This window comes from Tsukamurella tyrosinosolvens, assembly GCF_900104775.1.
Lineage (GTDB): Bacteria > Actinomycetota > Actinomycetes > Mycobacteriales > Mycobacteriaceae > Tsukamurella > Tsukamurella tyrosinosolvens.
Genome location: NZ_FNSA01000003.1, coordinates 3532922 through 3550401, shown reverse-complemented (window position 1 = coordinate 3550401; position 17480 = coordinate 3532922). Strand labels below are relative to the sequence as shown.

Sequence of the window (17480 nt, the reverse complement as noted above, 5' to 3'; positions counted from 1 at the left end):
GGCATGCACACCATGATGAGGCACGGCGGTGGGTTCGCGCACGGCGGTCGCTAGGCTGGTCGGGTGCATGCGATCGCGCAGTGGTGGGACTCGGTGGAGCTGTGGCTCACCGGGCTGCCCTACGTCCTGCAGGTCAGCCTCGTGATGGTTGTACTCGCAGTGATCGCAATGCTGGTGGTGCGCGTCCTCAGCGCTCTCATCGATCGCGTCGCCGACGCGCTGGACGCTCGCCTCGAGCGCTCCGGTCGCACCGATGTCGCAGGTCAGCGTGCCGGAGAAGGGAATGACGAGAGTGTCTGAGACAGGCGGCGGATGGCGGGCCCTCGTGCCCAAGTCGAAGGTGACGCTCGCGTTGATCGCGCTGCTGGTGCTCCTCGTGGTCGCGTGGGCCCTGCTGCGCTGACGGCGCTCCGTAGGATTCTCGCCTGACCTTGTCCCGAGGAGAACGGCGAGACGTGATCCGACCCAGCCTCCGCGGCCGTGCTGTGAGCATCGTCGCGGTCGCCCTGACCGTGCTGCTCACGGCGTGCGGGGGCGGCTCCACCGATGACCCGCACGGCGTCGACATCTCCAGCGGCGACAAGCGGGTGAACCTGGTCGCCTTCGCGGCGCCCAAGCCCGCCTTCGACGTGGCCATCCCGCTGTTCCGCGAGACCAACCCCGACGTGGGCTTCTCGCAGTCCTACGGCGCGTCCGGCGACCAGTCCCGCAAGGTCGCGCGGCACGTTCCCGCCGACGTGGTGAACATGTCCGTCGCGCCCGACGTGACCCGCATCGTCAAGGCCGGGCTCATCGACAAGGACTGGGAGAAGGCCTACCCGCGGCGGTCCGTGCCCTTCACCTCCCTCGTCGCCGTCGTCGTCCGCCCCGGGAACCCCAAGGGCATCCACGACTGGGCGGACCTGCTCAAGCCCGGCGTCGAGGTGGTCACGCCGAACCCGGCGAGTTCCGGCTCGGCGAAGTGGAATCTCCTCGCGCCGTACGCGGCGCTGTCGAACGGCGGCCAGGAACCCGAGAAGGGGCTGGCCTTCGTCAAGGAGCTCATCCGCGATCACACGACGGTCAGCCCCGGCTCCGGCCGCGACGCCACGTCCGCGTTCGAATCGGGGCAGGGCGACGTGCTGCTCAGCTACGAGAGCGAGGCCGTGCTCCTGCAGCGGCAGAGCGAGAAGGAGGGCAAGCCCAGGCCCGAGTACTTCATCCCGCCGCAGTCCTTCCGGATCGACCTCCCGGTGGCCGTCGTGAACACCGCGCAGTCCCCTGAGGCGGCGAAGCGCTTCGTCGGCTTCCTGTTCTCGCCCGAGGCGCAGCGCGCGATCCCGCGGTCGGGCTTCCGGGCGGGCGACCCGGCGATCGCCGCCGAGACCGCGCACCAGTTCCCGGCGCAGCCGCAGCGGCTGTGGACCGTCGACGAGCTCGGTGCCGTGCTCGGCAAGGGCACCGCCGCGAAGAACAACGGCAAGGACCTCACCGGGTGGCCGGCCGTCGACGCGGCGCTGTTCGGCGACAAGGGCACGATCGCCGCGGCGTACAAGAACGGCGGCAAGTGATGCGGCGCCTCGTCAACCCGCTGCGCATCGGCGTCGCGTGGCTGTGGATCTCGCTGATCGTGCTGCTGCCGATCGCGGCGATCACCACCAAGGCCTTCGACCACGGCTGGTCGGGCTTCTGGGAGGCGCTCACCGCGAAGAACGCCGTCTCCACGCTGGTCATCACCGTGTGGGTCTCGCTGCTCGTGACGCTGATCAACGTCGTCATGGGCACCGTCATCGCCTGGGTGCTGGTGCGCGACGACTTCCCCGGCAAGGGCGTGGTCAACGCGCTCATCGACCTGCCCTTCGCGCTGCCGACGATCGTCGCGTCGATCGTGCTGCTCTCGCTGTACGGGCCCGACAGCCCCATCGGGCTGACGCTCAACGCGACCCAGCCGGCCATCGTCATCGCGCTGGCCTTCGTGACGCTGCCCTTCGTCGTCCGGCAGGTGCAGCCGGTGCTCATCGAGCTCGACCGTGAGGTCGAGGAGGCCGCGGCCTCCCTCGGCGCGCCCAACCGGGTCATCGTCGCGAAGATCGTCATCCCCACCCTGCTGCCCGCCATCCTCTCCGGTGCGGGCCTCGCCTTCACGCGCGCGATCGGCGAGTTCGGCTCCGTGGTCCTCGTCGGCGGTAACGTCCCCGGCGAGACGCAGGTCGCTTCGCAGTACATCCAGCAGCAGCTCGAGGTCGACAACCAGGTGGCCGCGTCCGCGGTGTCCGTGGCACTGCTCGCCATCGCTTTCGTACTGCTGGCGGTGATGCGGTTCGTCGGTAGTAGGACCGCCAAGCGGGAGGAGAACAGCGAATGACCGGCGACGTGACGGCCTCCCGCCGTGGCCCCGGCAAGCGCAGCGAGGAGGACAGCGAGTGAATCTCTCCAGGAAGACGGTGCTGAGCCTCCGGTCCGTCGCGCTGCTGTACCTGCTGGTGCTGCTGGTCCTGCCCATCGGCGTGATCCTGTACCGCTCGTTCGAGCGCGGCTTCGGCGAGTTCTGGGCGTGGATCACCACCCCGGCCGCGATCTCGGCGCTGCAGCTCTCGCTGCTCATCGTCGCGATCGTGGTGCCGCTGAACGTGATCTTCGGCGTCCTCGTCGCGCTGGCCCTGGCGCGCGGGAAGTTCCGGGGCAAGGGCGCGCTGCAGGCCGCGGTCGACCTGCCCTTCGCCGTCTCGCCGGTCGTCGTGGGTGTCGCGCTCATCATGCTGTGGGGCGTGGGCGGCTGGTTCGGCGGCATCGAATCGCTCGGCTTCCGGATCATCTTCGGGCTGCCCGGCATGGTGCTGGCCACGACCTTCGTGACGCTGCCCTTCGTGGTGCGCGAGGTGGAGCCGGTGCTGCACGAGATCGGGCAGGACCAGGAGCAGGCCGCCGCGACCCTCGGCGCCAGCGCCTGGCAGACGTTCTGGCGGATCACGCTGCCGGCGATCCGCTGGGGCCTGACCTACGGCGTGGTGCTGACGATCGCCCGCGCGCTCGGCGAGTACGGCGCCGTGCTCATGGTCTCGTCCAACTTCCCCGGCATCTCGCAGACGCTCACCCTGCTGGTGAGCTCGCGCAACCACGACGACTACAACACCTTCGGGGCGTACGCCGCCGCGACGCTGCTCATGCTGCTGGCGCTCGTCGCGCTGGTGGTGATGTCCCTGCTCGAAGCGACCCGCAGGAGGAACCGCGATGACGATTAACGTGGTGGGAGCCAACAAGCGCTACGGCGACTTCGCGGCCCTCGACGACGTCTCCCTGGAGATCCCCGACGGGTCGCTGACCGCGTTGCTCGGGCCCTCCGGGTCCGGCAAGTCGACGCTGCTGCGCTCGATCGCGGGCCTCGACCGGCTCGACTCGGGCCTCGTCGAGATCAACGGTGTCGACGTCACGCACGCGACACCGCAGCAGCGCGACATCGGCTTCGTCTTCCAGCACTACGCGGCGTTCAAGCACATGACGGTGCGCGAGAACGTCGCCTTCGGGCTCAAGATCCGCAAGCTCCCGGCGGCCAAGGTGAAGGCCAAGGTCGACGACCTGCTCGACGTCGTGGGGCTCACCGGCTTCCAGTCGCGCTACCCGGCGCAGCTGTCGGGCGGTCAGCGCCAGCGCATGGCGCTCGCCCGCGCGCTGGCCGTCGACCCGCAGGTGCTCCTGCTCGACGAGCCCTTCGGCGCGCTCGACGCCAAGGTCCGCGACGAACTGCGGTCCTGGCTGCGCCGCCTGCACGACGAGGTACACGTGACCACGGTGATCGTGACGCACGACCAGCAGGAGGCGCTCGACATCGCCGACCGGATCGCGGTGCTCAACAAGGGCCGGATCGAGCAGGTCGGCACGCCCGCGGACGTCTACGACCGCCCGGAGACCGAGTTCGTCATGTCGTTCCTCGGCTCCGTGGCGCGGCTCAACGGCGTCCTGGTCCGCCCGCACGACATCCGCGTGGGCCGCACGCCCGAGCTGGCCCGCGCCGGCGGCCTCACCTCCGAGGAGGCGGGCGTCCTGCGCGCCGAGGTCGAGCGCGTGGTCTACCTCGGCTTCGAGGTGCGCGTCGAGCTGAAGAACGCCGCGACGGGGGAGCGCTTCCAGGCGCAGATCACCCGCGGCGACGCCACCGCGCTGGACCTGTCGGAGGGCGATTCCGTGTACGTCCGCGCCACGCACGTGCCGGAGATCGCGGCGCCGAAATAGGGTTGTGCGCGCCGGTACTGTTGCCGGTATGACCGATTCGAGCGGTATCGACTTCCAGCGCGTCACCACCCGCGAGCAACTCGTCGGCTTCCAGGAGTGCGCCTCCATCGGCTTCCAGAGCAAGCTGCCCGATGCCGAGCAGTGGCTCGAAGCGGTGTCCGCGCAGCTGGATTCGCTCGACCACCGGGTCGCGGTCGACGGCGCGCGGACCGTCGGGACCTTCCTCTCCTTCGACCAGGAACTGACGGCGGTCGGTGGCGCGCGGGTGCCGGTCCGCGCGGTCTCCGCCGTGACGGTGCTGCCCACGCACCGTCGCCGCGGCATCCTCGGCACGCACATGCGCGAGTGCCTCGCGACCGCCCTCGCCGACGGCGCCGCGGCGGCCACCCTCATCGCGGCCGAGCACGCCATCTACGGCCGCTACGGCTTCGGGCAGAGCACGGAGTCCACCGACCTCCGGATCGCGGTCGACCGCGGCCGACTGCCGGAGCCGCCCGTCGACGAGGTGCGGTACGTCGGCGGCGAGGACTACCTCGCCGCGTCGATCCGGATCCGCGAGCTGCTCGACGTCCCCGGACGGGTCTCGAAGCTCGACATCAACCTGCGCCGCACCGCGGGCGTCCTGCCCGGCGGCGGCCCCGACGAGACGCTGCGCGTGGTGCTGCGCCGAGCCGGCGAGGTCGCGGGCGTGCTCGCGTACACCGTCGCGCCCAAGTGGACCGACAGCCGCCCCGACTCCACGCTGAAGGTCACCGAGCTGCTGGGCGTCGACGCCGCCGCGGAGCGCGACCTGTGGTCGTTCGCGATGAGCATCGACTGGGTGCTCTGGGTGGAGGCCTCGCAGCGGCCGCTCGACGACATCGCCACGACCGTCCCCGTCGACCCGCGCACCGTGCAGCCGTCGAACCGCACCGACTTCCTGTGGATCCGGCCCTTCGACGTGCCTGCGCTGTTCGCGGCCCGCACCTACGCCGCGCCGGGCCGGCTCGTGGTCGACGTGACCGATCCGGGGTTCGACGGTGCCGGCCCCGGCCCGGCGCACGGGCGGTTCCTGCTCTCCACCGACGGGGGAGCGGGCACCTGCACGCCGACCGACGAAGCCGCCGACCTCGCGCTCGACGTCACCGACCTCGGCCGGCTGTGGCTCTCCGACGAGCCGGTCGCACGCCGCGTCGCCGTCGGGTCGGTCCGGGAGCTCTCCCACGGGGCCGCCGCCCGCGCCGACCTGATGCTGTTCAGCCCCCGTCGGGCATGGGCCGTCGAGATGTTCTGACGCGGAGACCGAGAATCGGGCCCTACGGCCGTCCGCGGCGGAATCCTCCCGCGGACCGTCGTAGAACCCGACTTTCGGACCGTGACCTCGTCAGACCAGGTGGGACAGGGCGTTCCCGACCAGGCCCGCGGCGAGGGTGTTGCCGCCGGCGGGATCGATGAGCAGGAACGAGCCCATCTCCCGGTTCTTGTCGTAGTCGTCCGCGACGATCGGCTCCGCGGTCTGGATCGAGATCCGGCCGATCTGGTTCAGCTCCAGCGTGGTGCCCTCGCCGACGGTGAGGTTCTGCTCGTCGAACACCGCGTCCAGCCCGCCGACGATCGCCTGCGTCGTCTTGGTGCCGTGCTTGAGCAGCAGCCGCGCGCCGATGCGCAGCGGCTTCTCGGCCAGCCAGCACACCGTGGCCTCGAACTGCTGGCGCGGCTCGGGGGCGTCGGCGGCGGAGACGATCAGGTCGCCGCGGCTCACGTCCACGTCGTCCGCGAGCACGACCGTCACCGAGCGCCCGGTGTGCGCGGAGGCGAGCGCGCCGTCGGGGGTGTCGATGCGCTCGACCCGGCTCCGGGTGCCGGCGGGGAGCACGAGCACCTCGTCGCCCACGTCGACGGTGCCCGCGGCCACCTGACCGGCGTAGCCGCGGTAATCGGGGTACTCGGGGGTACGGGGGCGGATCACGTACTGCACCGGGAAGCGGAACCCGATCGGCTTCGTGTCGGGATCCGTCGGGATCGACTCCAGGTGCTCGATGAGCGACGGGCCGTCGTAGTACGGCGTCTGGTCCGAGCGCGACGCGACGTTGTCGCCGTGCAGCGCCGAAACGGGGATCGCATGGACGGCGTCGTCGGCCCAGCCCAGCGAGCCCGTCAGCGCGCGGAACTCCGCGGAGATCTCCTGGAAGACCGACGCCGGGTCCTCGACCAGGTCGATCTTGTTCACCGCGAGCACCAGGCGCGGCACGCCCAGCAGCGACAGCACCGCGGCGTGCCGGCGGGTCTGCTCGATGACGCCCTTGCGCGCATCGGTCAGCAGGATCACGACCTGCGCGGTCGAGGCGCCGGACACCGTGTTGCGGGTGTACTGCACGTGACCGGGGGTGTCGGCGAGGATGAAGGACCGGTTGGGCGTCGCGAAGTAGCGGTAGGCCACGTCGATGGTGATGCCCTGCTCGCGCTCGGCGCGCAGGCCGTCGACCAGCAGCGACAGGTCCGGGGTGTCGAGGCCCTTGTCGACCGACGCGCGGGTGACGGCGTCGATCTGGTCGGCGAGCACCGACTTCGTGTCGTAGAGCAGGCGCCCGACGAGGGTGGACTTGCCGTCGTCGACGGAACCCGCGGTGGCGAGACGCAGGAGGGCGGGGGCGCTGCTCATCAGAAGTAGCCTTCCTTCTTGCGGTCTTCCATCGCGGCCTCGGAGACGCGGTCGTCGCCGCGGGTGGCGCCGCGCTCGGTGAGGCGCGACGCGGCGACCTCGGCCATGATCTGCTCGTTGTTCGACGCGGTGGACTCGATCGCGCCGGTGGTGGAGCCGTCGCCCACCGTGCGGTACCGCACCGACAGCGTCCGCACCTCCTCGCCCTCGCGCGGGCCGCCCCACACGCCGGAGGTCATCAGCATCCCGTCGCGCGAGTAGACCTCGCGCTCGTGCGCGTAGTAGATCGAGGCCAGCTCGATGTCCTCGCGGGCGATGTAGCGCCAGATGTCCAGCTCGGTGAAGTTGCTGATCGGGAACACGCGCACGTGCTCGCCCGGCGCGTGCCGGCCGTTGTACAGGTTCCACAGCTCGGGGCGCTGCCGCTTCGGGTCCCACTGGCCGAAGGCGTTGCGCAGCGAGAAGATCCGCTCCTTGGCGCGGGCCCGCTCCTCGTCGCGGCGGCCGCCGCCGAAGACGGCGTCGAACCGGTTCTCGGAGATGGCGTCGAGCAGCGGCACCGTCTGCAGCGGGTTGCGGATCCCGTCGGCCCGCTCCTCGAGCCGGCCGTCGGCGAGGTAGTCCTCGACCTTCGCGACGTGCAGCCGCAGGTTGTACTTCTCGACCATCCGGTCGCGGAAGTCCAGCACCTCGGGCAGGTTGTGGCCGGTGTCCACGTGCAGCAGTGCGAAGGGGAGCGGCGCCGGCCAGAAGGCCTTCACCGCGAGGTGCAGCAGCACCGTCGAGTCCTTGCCGCCCGAGAACAGGATGACGGGGCGCTCGAACTCGCCCGCGACCTCGCGGAAGATGTGGATGGCCTCGGACTCCAGCGCGTCGAGCGTGCTGAACTCCGTGGGGTCGCCAGTGGACACGATCGGCTCCGTGGGCTCTGTGATGGTCATGAGGCGTGCAGTCCGCATTCTGTCTTGGTCGAACCGGCCCAGCGGCCGCTTCGAGGATCGGAACCCGGGGCGGGCTTGTTGGTGCAGGGCTGGCAGCCGATCGACGGGTAGCCCTCGTCGACCAGCGGGTTCACCAGGATGCCGTTTTCCTCGATGAACCGCTGCATCTGCTCGTCGGACCAGTCGACGATGGGGTTGACCTTGAGCAGGCCGAAGCCCTCGTCGAAGGAGATGAAGGGCGCGTTCGCGCGAGTGGGCGACTCGACGCGGCGGATACCGGTGACCCAGGCGCGGTAGCCCGACAGGGTCTCGCGCAGCGGCACGACCTTGCGCAGGTTGCAGCACTGCGCCGGGTCGGTCGCGAACAGGTCCTTGCCGACGGTCGCGTCCTGCTCGCCGACGCTCTGCGCGGGCGTCACGTTCAGCAGCTCCACCTCGTAGATCGACTCGACCGCGTCGCGCATGCCGATCGTCTCGGGGAAGTGGTAGCCGGTGTCGAGGAACAGGACCTTCGGCCGCTCCTGCACCTGCTTGGCGAGGTGCACCAGCACCCCGTCCTGCATGTTCGACGCGACGACGAAGTCCTCGCCGAAGGTGTCCAGCGTCCACCGCAGCAGGGTGAGCGGGTCGGCGCCCTCCAACTCCTTCGACGCGCGCTCCGCGAGGGCGCGGAGCTCGTCCGCGTCGCGTCCGGTCAGGGGGTTCGACGGTGCCGTCATCGCAGGTCCTCCTCAGCGGCGCGGAGCGTCCACTGCGCGAAGCGCTCGTCGCCCTCGCGCTGTGCCACGAAGTTCCGCACCACTCGCTCGATGTAGTCCCCGAGCTCCGTCGACAGCACCTTGTGCTGGCGCAGCTTGCGGCCGAACCCGCTGTCGAGCCCGAGGCTTCCACCAAGGTGAACCTGGAAGCCCTCGACTTGATTCCCCTCGTGGTCGTCCACGAGCTGGCCCTTGAAGCCGATGTCGGCGATCTGGGAGCGGCCGCACGAGTTGGGGCAGCCGTTGATGTTCACCGTGATCGGGACGTCCAGCTGGGCGTTGATGTCGGCGAGCCGCTGCTCCAGTTCGGGCACGAGCACCTGCGAGCGCTTGCGGGTCTCGACGAAGGAGAGCTTGCAGAACTCGATGCCGCTGCACGCGATGAGGTTGCGCCGCCAGATCGACGGGCGGCCCTGCAGGCCCAGCGGCGCCAGCTCGTCGATCAGGGAGTCGACCTGGTCATCGGGGACGTCGAGGACGATGAGCTTCTGGTAGGGCGTGAACGAGGCGCGATCGGAGCCGACCCGCTCCATCGCGTCGGCCACCTTGCTCAGGACCGTGCCCGAGACGCGGCCGGCGATGGGGGAGAAGCCGACGGCGTTGAGGCCGTTGCGCAGCTTCTGCACGCCGATGTGGTCGATGGGACGCTCCGGCTGTGCGGGAGCGGGGCCGTCGATCAGCTTGCGGCCGAGGTACTCGTCCTCGAGCACCTGGCGGAACTTCTCGATGCCCCAGTCCTTGACCAGGAACTTCAGCCGCGCCTTCGAGCGCAGCCGGCGGTAGCCGTAGTCGCGGAAGATCGAGACAACGCCCTCCCAGACGTCGGGCACCTCGTCGAGCGGGATCCAGGCGCCCACGCGCTGCGCGAGCATCGGGTTCGTCGACAGCCCGCCGCCGACCCAGAGGTCGAGGCCGGGGCCGTGCTCGGGGTGCTCGACGCCGATGAAGGCCACGTCGTTGATCTCGTGGACCACGTCCTGCTGACCCGAGATGGCGGTCTTGAACTTGCGGGGCAGGTTCGAGTACTTCGGGTCGCCGATGTAGCGGCGCACGATCTCGTCGATCGCGGGCGACGGGTCGAGGACCTCGCCGAAGGACTCGCCGGCCAGCGGGGAGCCGAGCACCACGCGCGGGCAGTCGCCGCAGGCCTCGGTGGTCTTGAGGCCGACGGCCTCGATGCGCTTCCAGATCTCCGGGACGTTCTCGATCTCGATCCAGTGGAACTGCACGTTCTCGCGGTCGGAGATGTCGGCGGTGTTCCGTCCGAACTCCTCCGAGATCCCGCCGAGGGTGCGCAACTGCGCGGCGTCGAGCTTCCCGCCGTCGCACCGCACCCGCATCATGAAGTACGGCGCCTCGAGCAGATCGATGTTCTCGTCGCCGGTGAACGTGCCGTCGTAGCCCTGCTCGCGCTGGGTGTACAGGCCCCACCAGCGCATCCGGCCGCGCAGGTCGGCCTTGTCGATCGAGTCGAAGCCCTGCTTCGAGTAGATGTTCTCGATCCGGGCGCGCACGTTGAGCGGGTTGTCGTCGCGCTTGGTCTGCTCGTTGGGGTTCAGCGGCGTGCGGTACCCCAGCTTCCACTGGCCCTCCGACTTGCGCTTGACCGGGCGCGTGCGCGCCGGCCGCGTCGGGGCGGTGTCAGCGGCGGAGGGGACAGGGGCGTCGGCGATCGACGTCATGGAGACTCCTGGGATTCATGGGATGGTGCGCCGGGCTGGTGGCGCTTCCGGGAATCGACGCGGGCAGAGGCGTCGCGAATCAGGCCCGACAGCCGCTGCTGCAGACCCGCAGGTAATCGATGTGCCGGCGCGACGCCAGCAGCTCACCCTGTCCATCCATCGAGATCATTGTGCCACCGGCTGGGCGGAAACGAGGAATCGGGTTCCGCTCACCGGTGCACGAAATTCCGTGGTCGGCGACCTGCCAGACTGGATGCGTGCCCGCGCCCTCGACCCCAGAGCTCAGCCGGCTCGACGGTGCCGCGTCACCGTTCGGGCTGTACCTGCACGTTCCGTTCTGCGCGACGCGCTGCGGCTACTGCGACTTCAACACCTACACCGCCGGCGAGCTGGGTGCATCGACCTCGCCGCAGGCGTGGGCCGAGGCGATCGACGGCGAGCTGGCCCTGGCCCGTCGCGCGCTCGGCGACGTCCCCGTGTCGACGGTGTTCGTGGGCGGCGGCACCCCGTCGCTCCTGGGCGGCGACGGCCTCGCCGCCCTCCTCGACACGGCCCGCCGGCACTTCACCTTCGCCGACGACGCGGAGGTGACCACCGAGTCGAACCCCGAGTCGACCTCGCCGGAGTTCTTCGCGCGGCTGCGGGAGGCGGGCTTCACCCGGATCTCCCTCGGCATGCAGTCGGCCGCGGCGCACGTGCTGCGCGTGCTGGACCGCACGCACACACCCGGGCGGGCGGTGGCCGCGGCGAAGGAGGCGCGCGCCGCGGGCTTCGACCACGTCAACCTGGACCTGATCTACGGCACGCCCGGGGAGTCCGACGACGACCTGCGGGCCTCGCTCGACGCGGTGCTCGACGCCGGCGTCGACCACGTCTCCGCCTACGCGCTCATCGTCGAGGACGGCACCGCGCTGGCCCGGCGGATCCGCCGCGGCGAGCTCCCCGACACCGACGACGACGTGCTGGCGCACCGCTACGAGATGCTCGACGGGGCCCTGCGGGACGCGGGCTTCGACTGGTACGAGGTGTCGAACTGGGCACGCTCGGAGGCGGGCCGGTGCCGGCACAACGAGCTGTACTGGGAGGGCGCGAACTGGTGGGGCGCCGGGCCCGGCGCGCACGGCCACGTCGCCGGGACACGGGTGTGGAACGTCAAGCACCCCGCCCGGTACGCCGACGCCGTGGCGGGCGGGGCGCTGCCGATCGCGGGCCACGAGGTGCTCACCGACGAGGACCGTCACGTCGAGGACGTGATGCTGCGCGTGCGCATGCGGTCCGGCATCCCGCTCGCTGTGCTCCGGCCCGACGAGGCCTCCCGGGCCGAGGACGAGGTCGCCGTCGGGAACCTGGACCGGGCGCGTGACGCCTACGTGCTCACCGACGCCGGGCGACTCCTGGCCGACGGGGTGGTGCGCCGCATCCTGGGCTGACCCGACCCGCGGGCGGTCAGGACAGCGCGAAGACCACCGTCACCGTCACGGTCAGCGACTGCTCGCCGGACTCGATCGGGACGGGCGAGGCGGCGACACCGGGAGCGGAATCGGGGGCCGAGAACTGCCGGGTCGTCGTCGGCCGGGCGGCCGCGCCCTCGGTCACCGTGCGGACCTCGCCGAGCTTGCCGCCGGAGAGCTTGGCGTACTGCTCGGCGCGGCTCTTGGCCTCGGCGAAGGCCTTGTCGCGCGCCGTCGTCTTGAGCGCGGAGTCGTTCTCGATGTCGAAGCCCACGGAGCTGATCCGGGTCGCGTCGCCGCCGGCGGTCGCGAGGTCGCCCAGCAGCTTCGACGCGGTCTCGAGCTTGCGGACCTTCACCGTGAGCGACTGCGTCGCCTCGTACGACGTGATCTGCCGGTCGGTGCCGTAGCGGGGATTGACCCGCACGTTCGCGGTGGCGACGTCCTTCTTGTCGACGCCGTTCGCGCCGGCCGCGTCGATCACCTTCTGCGCGCTCGCCGAGGCGTCGTTGAGCGCGGTCGTCACGTCGCCCGCCTGGTGCTGCACGGCCAGCTCCACGGTGAGCACGTCGGGCTTGCCCGAGGCGTCGCCCGTGCCGACCGCCGTGATCTCCCGCGGCGAGTCGTTGGACGTGCTCGACGAGCCGCACGCCGTCACCGACCCGCCCAGTGCGACCGCCGCGAGGAGCGCGACGCCGGTGACGCGCAGTTTCCGTGCTGTGCTGGATGTCGAGTTCGCCATGGTCCCAGGGTGGCAGCGGGGACGCGCCGCCGCAGCGGATCGCCCGTTACGGCAACGAACGGACGGTTACACCAACTCCCATTCGACGGTGACCCGTGCCGTGACGGTCTTCTCGCCCGGCTCGAGGGCCGGGCCCGCGGGCGCCGCCGAGCCGAGCGCCTTCGCGGCGAAGTGCACCTCGGTGCGTGGTCCGGACCCGTCATCGGCGATCGAGAGCACGGCGCCGAGGGCGTCGCCGGACAGCGCGGCGTACTGCTCGGCCTGCGCCTTCGCATCGGTGAACGCGGCCTCGCGTGCCGCGGCGGCGGGGGCGGCACCGTCGGACAGCGCGAAGGTGACGGACTGGATCCGGGCCGCATCGCCCGCGGCCGCCGCGGCCGCCTGCAGCACCGCGGCGGCGTCGCCGACGGTGCGGATGGTGACGGTGAGCGACTCGCTGGCGGCGTAGCCCTCCAACCGGCGGTCCTCCCACGGGCCCGTCTCGACGGCCTGCAGCCCCAGGTTCGACGTCGCGACGTCGCCGTCCGCCACCCCGGCCCCGCGGACGGCGGCGACCACCGCGTGCGCCGCCTCGCCGGCGCCGGAGAAGGCCGTCGACACGTCGGCCGCGCGGAACTCCACGCCGATCCGGGCGATGACGACGTCGGGGGTCGCGGTGGCGATGCCGGACCCGGTCAGGCGGATGGTGCGCGACATGGGGGAGTCCTCTCAGTCCTGGCGGGCGTGCTTGCCGTGCCTCCCCGAGGATGCCGGACGCGGCGGGGTGCCGGGTGGGAGCGCGTGTACGCGGCAGTGCAGCACCTCGCGCCCGCGCAGCGCCGACCGCACGGCCCGGTGCAGCCCGTCCTCGAGGTAGAGGTCGCCGTTCCACTGCACCGCGTGCGGGAACAGGTCGCCGTAGAAGGTGGAGTCCTCGGAGAGCAGGCGGTCCAGTGCCAGCACCGTGGTGGTGGTGATGATCGCGCTCAGCCGCACCTGCTGCGGCGGGATCTGGGACCAGTCGCGGGCGGTGAGGCCGTGATCCGGGTACGGCTTCCCGTCGAGTACGCCCTTGAAGATCACGGCTCGACTCTAGCCCGCGTAAGCTGGACATTCGAAGTCCACAGGAGAAAGGACGGCGCGATGTCGACGACGGAGGACCGGCGCTTCGAGGTGCTCCGGGCGATCGTGGCCGACTACGTCGAGACCCACGAGCCCGTGGGATCGAAGGCCCTGGTGGACCGGCACCAGCTCGGCGTCTCCAGCGCGACGGTGCGCAACGACATGGCGGTCCTCGAGGCCGAGGGCTACATCACGCAGCAGCACACCAGCTCGGGGCGCATCCCCACCGAGAAGGGGTACCGGCAGTTCGTCGACCGGATCGCGCAGATCAAGCCGCTCTCCTCCGCCGAGCGGCGCGCCATCCTCCAGTTCCTGGAGACCGGCGTCGACCTCGACGACGTGCTGCAGCGCTCCGTGCGGCTCCTGGCCCAGCTGACGCGGCAGGTCGCGGTCATCCAGTACCCGGTGATCAGCTCCGCGCGGGTGCGGCACCTCGAGGTGGTGGCGCTGGCCCCGTCCCGGCTGCTCCTCGTAGTGATCCTCGACTCGGGCCGCGTCGAGCAGCGCCTCGTCGAGCTCGGCGGTCCGGTCTCCGACGAGGACCTCTCCCGGCTGCGCGAACTGTTCGGCGCCGCGGTGCACGGCAAGCTCATCCCCGACGCCTCGATGGGCGTCGCGGACCTGGCGCCGCTCGCACCGCGCGATCTGCGCGACGCGGTGATCCGGGTGTCGACGGTGCTGGTCGAGACCCTCGTCGAGCGCGCGGACGACCGACTGGTGCTCGGCGGCACCGCGAACCTCACCCGCAACGCCGCCGACTTCGACGCGGTCTCCGGCTCCCTGCGCAGCGTGCTCGAGACGCTGGAGGAGCAGGTGGTGGTCCTCAAGCTGCTCACGGCGCGGCAGCAGCCGGGCACGGTGTCGGTCGCGATCGGCTCGGAGACTCAGGACGAGAACCTGCGTGGCGCGTCGGTGATCTCCACCGGCTACGGCGCGCCCGGCGCGATCTTCGGCGGCGTCGGCGTACTGGGCCCCACCCGCATGGACTACCCCGGCACGATCGCCTCCGTCGCGGCGGTCGCACGGTACGTGGGCGAGGTCCTGGGGGAGCGCTGATGCTCGTCCGCGCATGATTCGCGGCGGGGTGACCAGCGCGAATGGTCCGAATCGCCCCTGTGGTGGAATCATGGGTTGAGCGCGGTCCGAGCAGGTCCGCTGATTGTCGTCCATACGTTAGAGGGATTCGCCGCAGTGGCACGTGATTACTACCGCATCCTCGGGGTCGATTCGAAGGCCTCCGACCAGGAGATCAAGCGCGCGTACCGCAAGCTGGCCCGCGAGCTGCACCCCGATGTGAACCCCGACGAGGCGGCGCAGGAGAAGTTCCGCGACGTCTCCGACGCCTACGAGGTGCTCAGCGACCCCGAGAAGCGGCGCGTCGTGGACATGGGCGGCGACCCGCTCGACAGCGCGCCGGGCGGCGGCGGCTTCGGCGGCGGCGGATTCAGCGGCTTCGGCGGTGGCGGCCTGGGCGACGTCTTCGAGGCCTTCTTCGGCGGCGGCATGGGCGGCGGAGGACGCGGCCCCCGCGGCCGGGTCCGCGAGGGCAACGACGCGCTGATCCGTATGGAGCTGGACCTCGACGAGTGCGCGAACGGCGTCAGCCGCGAGCTGACCGTCGACACCGCGGTCCTGTGCGACAAGTGCCAGGGCGCCGGTACCGAGGGCGACAGCAAGCCGTCGACGTGCCCCACCTGCCACGGCCAGGGCGAGGTGCAGTCGGTGCAGCGGTCCTTCCTGGGCCAGGTCATGACGTCCCGGCCGTGCCCCACGTGCTCGGGCGTCGGCGAGGTCATCGAGAACCCCTGCAGCAAGTGCAGCGGCGACGGCCGCGTCCGCACGCGCCGCAACCTCACCGTGAAGATCCCCGCCGGCGTCGGCGACGGGATGCGCGTGCGGCTGGCGGGGCAGGGCGAGGTCGGCCCCGGCGGCGGCCCCGCCGGCGACCTCTACGTCGAGGTCACCGAGAGCGAGCACGAGTACCTGACCCGCGACGGCAGCACGCTGCACGTCACCGCGCGGGTCCCGATGTTCGACGCGGCACTGGGCGCCGAGGTCACCGTGCCCACCGTCATCGACGGCGAGCTCACGGTGGAGGTGCCCCCGGGCACCCAGACCGGCGACACCACGGTGCTGCGCGGCCACGGCATGCCGCAGGTCAACTCGCAGGTGCGCGGCAACCTCGTCGTGCACTTCGACGTCGCGATCCCGTCGCGGCTGGACAAGAAGCAGACCGAGAAGCTGCGCGAGCTCAAGGCGCTGTTCCCGGGCGAGGGCCCGCACGCCGCGCGCCGCGGCGGCCAGGACCAGGGCGGCGGCATCTTCTCCCGCCTGCGCGACACCTTCGCCGGACGGTAGCCGCAGGTGGCGGCCACCGTCTTCCTCGCGGAGTCGCTGCCCGCGCCGGGGGAGGAGTACCTCCTCGCCGGCGACGAGGGCCGGCACGCCGCGGCGGTGCGGCGCGTCCGAGCGGGCGAGGAGCTCGTCCTGTCCGACGGTGCCGGCGGCTTCGCCCGGTGCACCGCGACCGCCGTCGGCAAGGCTGACGTGACGGTGCGCTGCGCCGAGACCTGGACCGTGCCGCCCGCCTCGCCCCGCGTGGTGCTGGTGCAGGCGCTGCCCAAGTCCGATCGTTCCGAACTGGCCGTCGAGCTCGCCACCGAGGCGGGGATCGACGCGATCGTCCCGTGGCAGGCGTCGCGCTGCGTCTCGCGATGGGACGGGGGCGGCTCCGGGGGCAAGGGCTCCGGCAAGGCGGAGAAGGGGGTCGCCCGCTGGCGCGCGGTCGCCCGATCCGCGGCGAAACAGGCACGGCGAGCGTATGTTCCGGAGATCCACGACCTGGTGACGACGCGAGAACTCGTTCCGTTACTCACCAGTATGGATGCGAATGTAGTTGTCTTGCACGAGGGTTCGGCGGTGCCTCTGGGCGAGGTTGACTTCTCAGTAACCGAAACCGTCGTTATCGTGGTGGGGCCGGAGGGCGGAATCAGCCCCGAGGAACTGGATGCCCTGGTCGGGATGGGTGCGCAGCCCGCGCTCCTCGGCCCGACGGTGCTGCGGACCTCCACCGCGGCGGCCGTCGCCCTGGGTGCTCTGGGAGTGATGACCGACAGATGGTCCGGCACGCCGCCGGACTGATCGACCGGACCGGCGGGGTGCCGGCCGGCGGCTGGGACGAAGGAGTGCTCGGACACGATGGCGCGTCGCATCTTCTACGGCAGCGAGGAATCGCAGCACGGGCACTTCTACCCGGGTGACGCCGACAAGCCCCTGATCACCCTGGTGCACGGCGGCTACTGGCGGAACCTGTACTCGATGACGATGGAGTCGAAGGTCGCGAAGGACCTCAACGACCGCGGCTATCCGGTGTGGAACGTCGAGTACCGGCGCGTCGGCGAGCCGGGCGTGGTGTGGCCGATCCTCGGCGACGACGTGCTCGCCGCCATCGACTACGGCACCGCGAAGCTCGCGAAGAAGGGCGGGCACATCGTCGCGGCCCACAGCGCCGGTGCCACCCTCGCGGTCTGGGCGGCCGCGCAGCGCCCCGACCTGCTGGGCGTCATCTCCCGCGGCGGCGTCCTCGACCTCATCGAGCGCGGCGACGGCGACCAGTCGATGCGCCTGCTCTTCGACCTCGCGCCGAACGCCAACCAGCGGTTGATCAAGCGGACCTTCGCGCAGGCCAGCCCCGTCGCGGCGATGCCCTTCACCACCCGCGTGCGCGCCCTGCACGGCCGGCTCGACGAGCAGGTGCCCTACCAGCTCTCCGAGTGGTTCCTCTCGCAGGCGCAGGAGAACGGCATGGATGCGACGCTCACGATGATCGAGGGCGAGGGCCACGACGACTTCCTCGAGCCCGGCTCGAAGGGCCACAAGGCGACGCTGGCGGCGATCGAGGAGCTCTCCGCGCGGTGACCGCGCCGGGGCGGATCCGCCCCGGGCGAAACCCACG

18 protein-coding genes are annotated in these 17480 nt (G+C 71.2%); 11 read left to right on the top strand and 7 right to left on the bottom strand.

The features are described 5' to 3' along the window. The first annotated feature begins 63 nt into the window (after positions 1–63). The 6 genes from BLW32_RS19595 (at position 64) to BLW32_RS19570 (ending at position 5482) form a co-directional block, all read left to right on the top strand. Complete coding sequence (locus tag BLW32_RS19595; protein WP_068626876.1) at positions 64–300, top strand: hypothetical protein; 237 nt, start codon at positions 64–66, stop codon at positions 298–300. A 155-nt stretch (positions 301–455) separates the two neighbouring features. Beyond that, positions 456–1550 carry a sulfate ABC transporter substrate-binding protein gene (locus BLW32_RS19590; RefSeq protein ID WP_068521317.1) on the top strand — a complete coding sequence of 365 codons (1095 nt, stop codon included), beginning with the start codon at positions 456–458 and terminating at the stop codon, positions 1548–1550. Further along, positions 1550–2344: a sulfate ABC transporter permease subunit CysT gene (gene cysT, locus BLW32_RS19585; RefSeq protein ID WP_068521315.1), complete on the top strand. Its 795-nt coding sequence runs from the start codon at positions 1550–1552 to the stop codon at positions 2342–2344. The genes BLW32_RS19590 and cysT overlap by 1 nt, the downstream gene beginning before the upstream one ends. Positions 2345–2402: 58 nt before the next feature. After that, positions 2403–3221: a sulfate ABC transporter permease subunit CysW gene (gene cysW, locus BLW32_RS19580; protein ID WP_068521313.1), complete on the top strand. Its 819-nt coding sequence runs from the start codon at positions 2403–2405 to the stop codon at positions 3219–3221. Continuing rightward, positions 3211–4209 carry a sulfate/molybdate ABC transporter ATP-binding protein gene (locus tag BLW32_RS19575; protein ID WP_068521311.1) on the top strand — a complete coding sequence of 333 codons (999 nt, stop codon included), beginning with the start codon at positions 3211–3213 and terminating at the stop codon, positions 4207–4209. Before cysW ends, BLW32_RS19575 begins: the two co-directional genes overlap by 11 nt. A gap of 28 nt (positions 4210–4237) precedes the next feature. Next, a complete protein-coding gene (locus BLW32_RS19570) occupies positions 4238–5482 on the top strand; it encodes a GNAT family N-acetyltransferase (protein WP_068739334.1) in 1245 nt (414 codons plus the stop codon). Positions 5483–5572: 90 nt separating this feature from the next. Here BLW32_RS19570 and BLW32_RS19565 read toward each other — a convergent pair whose 3' ends face one another. The 4 genes from BLW32_RS19565 to BLW32_RS19550 are packed head-to-tail and all read right to left on the bottom strand — an operon-like array spanning position 5573 to position 10231. Then, positions 5573–6850 carry a sulfate adenylyltransferase subunit 1 gene (locus BLW32_RS19565; RefSeq protein ID WP_068739332.1) on the bottom strand — a complete coding sequence of 426 codons (1278 nt, stop codon included), beginning with the start codon at positions 6848–6850 and terminating at the stop codon, positions 5573–5575. Continuing rightward, entirely contained in the window at positions 6850–7791 is a 942-nt protein-coding gene (gene cysD / locus BLW32_RS19560; RefSeq protein WP_068521305.1) for a sulfate adenylyltransferase subunit CysD, read from the bottom strand. Before cysD ends, BLW32_RS19565 begins: the two co-directional genes overlap by 1 nt. Next, the gene (locus BLW32_RS19555) at positions 7788–8510 is read right to left on the bottom strand and encodes a phosphoadenylyl-sulfate reductase (protein WP_068739329.1); all 723 of its coding nucleotides are present in this window, start codon (positions 8508–8510) and stop codon (positions 7788–7790) included. The genes cysD and BLW32_RS19555 overlap by 4 nt, the downstream gene beginning before the upstream one ends. Next, on the bottom strand, positions 8507–10231 hold the full coding sequence (locus tag BLW32_RS19550; RefSeq protein WP_068521302.1) for a nitrite/sulfite reductase: 1725 nt from the start codon (positions 10229–10231) through the stop codon (positions 8507–8509). The genes BLW32_RS19555 and BLW32_RS19550 overlap by 4 nt, the downstream gene beginning before the upstream one ends. Positions 10232–10488: 257 nt before the next feature. Between BLW32_RS19550 and hemW the strand changes: the two genes are divergently transcribed. Continuing rightward, entirely contained in the window at positions 10489–11661 is a 1173-nt protein-coding gene (gene hemW, locus BLW32_RS19545; protein ID WP_068739327.1) for a radical SAM family heme chaperone HemW, read from the top strand. A 16-nt stretch (positions 11662–11677) separates the two neighbouring features. On the opposite strand, the gene BLW32_RS19540 is transcribed toward hemW, so the two are convergent. The 3 genes from BLW32_RS19540 to BLW32_RS19530 all read right to left on the bottom strand — a co-directional run bounded on the left by BLW32_RS19540 (position 11678) and on the right by BLW32_RS19530 (position 13486). Then, positions 11678–12424 (bottom strand): SIMPL domain-containing protein, encoded by a 747-nt coding sequence (locus BLW32_RS19540; RefSeq protein WP_068739325.1) that lies wholly within the window; start codon positions 12422–12424, stop codon positions 11678–11680. Between the two features lie 66 nt (positions 12425–12490). Further along, on the bottom strand, positions 12491–13120 hold the full coding sequence (locus tag BLW32_RS19535) for an SIMPL domain-containing protein (protein ID WP_068739324.1): 630 nt from the start codon (positions 13118–13120) through the stop codon (positions 12491–12493). A gap of 12 nt (positions 13121–13132) precedes the next feature. Next, entirely contained in the window at positions 13133–13486 is a 354-nt protein-coding gene (locus tag BLW32_RS19530; RefSeq protein ID WP_068521295.1) for a type II toxin-antitoxin system VapB family antitoxin, read from the bottom strand. A 60-nt stretch (positions 13487–13546) separates the two neighbouring features. Between BLW32_RS19530 and hrcA the strand changes: the two genes are divergently transcribed. The 4 genes from hrcA to BLW32_RS19510 all read left to right on the top strand — a co-directional run bounded on the left by hrcA (position 13547) and on the right by BLW32_RS19510 (position 17443). Then, positions 13547–14581 (top strand): heat-inducible transcriptional repressor HrcA, encoded by a 1035-nt coding sequence (gene hrcA, locus BLW32_RS19525; protein WP_068521293.1) that lies wholly within the window; start codon positions 13547–13549, stop codon positions 14579–14581. A gap of 135 nt (positions 14582–14716) precedes the next feature. Next, a complete protein-coding gene (gene dnaJ, locus BLW32_RS19520; protein ID WP_068739322.1) occupies positions 14717–15883 on the top strand; it encodes a molecular chaperone DnaJ in 1167 nt (388 codons plus the stop codon). Between the two features lie 6 nt (positions 15884–15889). Further along, positions 15890–16666: a 16S rRNA (uracil(1498)-N(3))-methyltransferase gene (locus BLW32_RS19515; protein ID WP_068521288.1), complete on the top strand. Its 777-nt coding sequence runs from the start codon at positions 15890–15892 to the stop codon at positions 16664–16666. A gap of 57 nt (positions 16667–16723) precedes the next feature. After that, on the top strand, positions 16724–17443 hold the full coding sequence (locus BLW32_RS19510; RefSeq protein ID WP_068521286.1) for an alpha/beta hydrolase family protein: 720 nt from the start codon (positions 16724–16726) through the stop codon (positions 17441–17443). Positions 17444–17480 lie beyond the last annotated feature (37 nt).

Bases quoted from the DNA above. Each gene is read 5' to 3' on its own strand.
- cysT (WP_068521315.1), top strand. From the start codon at position 1,550: ATGCGGCGCCTCGTCAACCCGCTGCGCATCGGCGTCGCGTGGCTGTGG.
- BLW32_RS19575 (WP_068521311.1), top strand. From the start codon at position 3,211: ATGACGATTAACGTGGTGGGAGCCAACAAGCGCTACGGCGACTTCGCG.
- BLW32_RS19570 (WP_068739334.1), top strand. From the start codon at position 4,238: ATGACCGATTCGAGCGGTATCGACTTCCAGCGCGTCACCACCCGCGAG.
- BLW32_RS19565 (WP_068739332.1), bottom strand. From the start codon at position 6,850: ATGAGCAGCGCCCCCGCCCTCCTGCGTCTCGCCACCGCGGGTTCCGTC.
- cysD (WP_068521305.1), bottom strand. From the start codon at position 7,791: ATGACCATCACAGAGCCCACGGAGCCGATCGTGTCCACTGGCGACCCC.
- BLW32_RS19555 (WP_068739329.1), bottom strand. From the start codon at position 8,510: ATGACGGCACCGTCGAACCCCCTGACCGGACGCGACGCGGACGAGCTC.
- BLW32_RS19550 (WP_068521302.1), bottom strand. From the start codon at position 10,231: ATGACGTCGATCGCCGACGCCCCTGTCCCCTCCGCCGCTGACACCGCC.
- BLW32_RS19540 (WP_068739325.1), bottom strand. From the start codon at position 12,424: ATGGCGAACTCGACATCCAGCACAGCACGGAAACTGCGCGTCACCGGC.
- BLW32_RS19535 (WP_068739324.1), bottom strand. From the start codon at position 13,120: ATGTCGCGCACCATCCGCCTGACCGGGTCCGGCATCGCCACCGCGACC.
- hrcA (WP_068521293.1), top strand. From the start codon at position 13,547: ATGTCGACGACGGAGGACCGGCGCTTCGAGGTGCTCCGGGCGATCGTG.
- BLW32_RS19510 (WP_068521286.1), top strand. From the start codon at position 16,724: ATGGCGCGTCGCATCTTCTACGGCAGCGAGGAATCGCAGCACGGGCAC.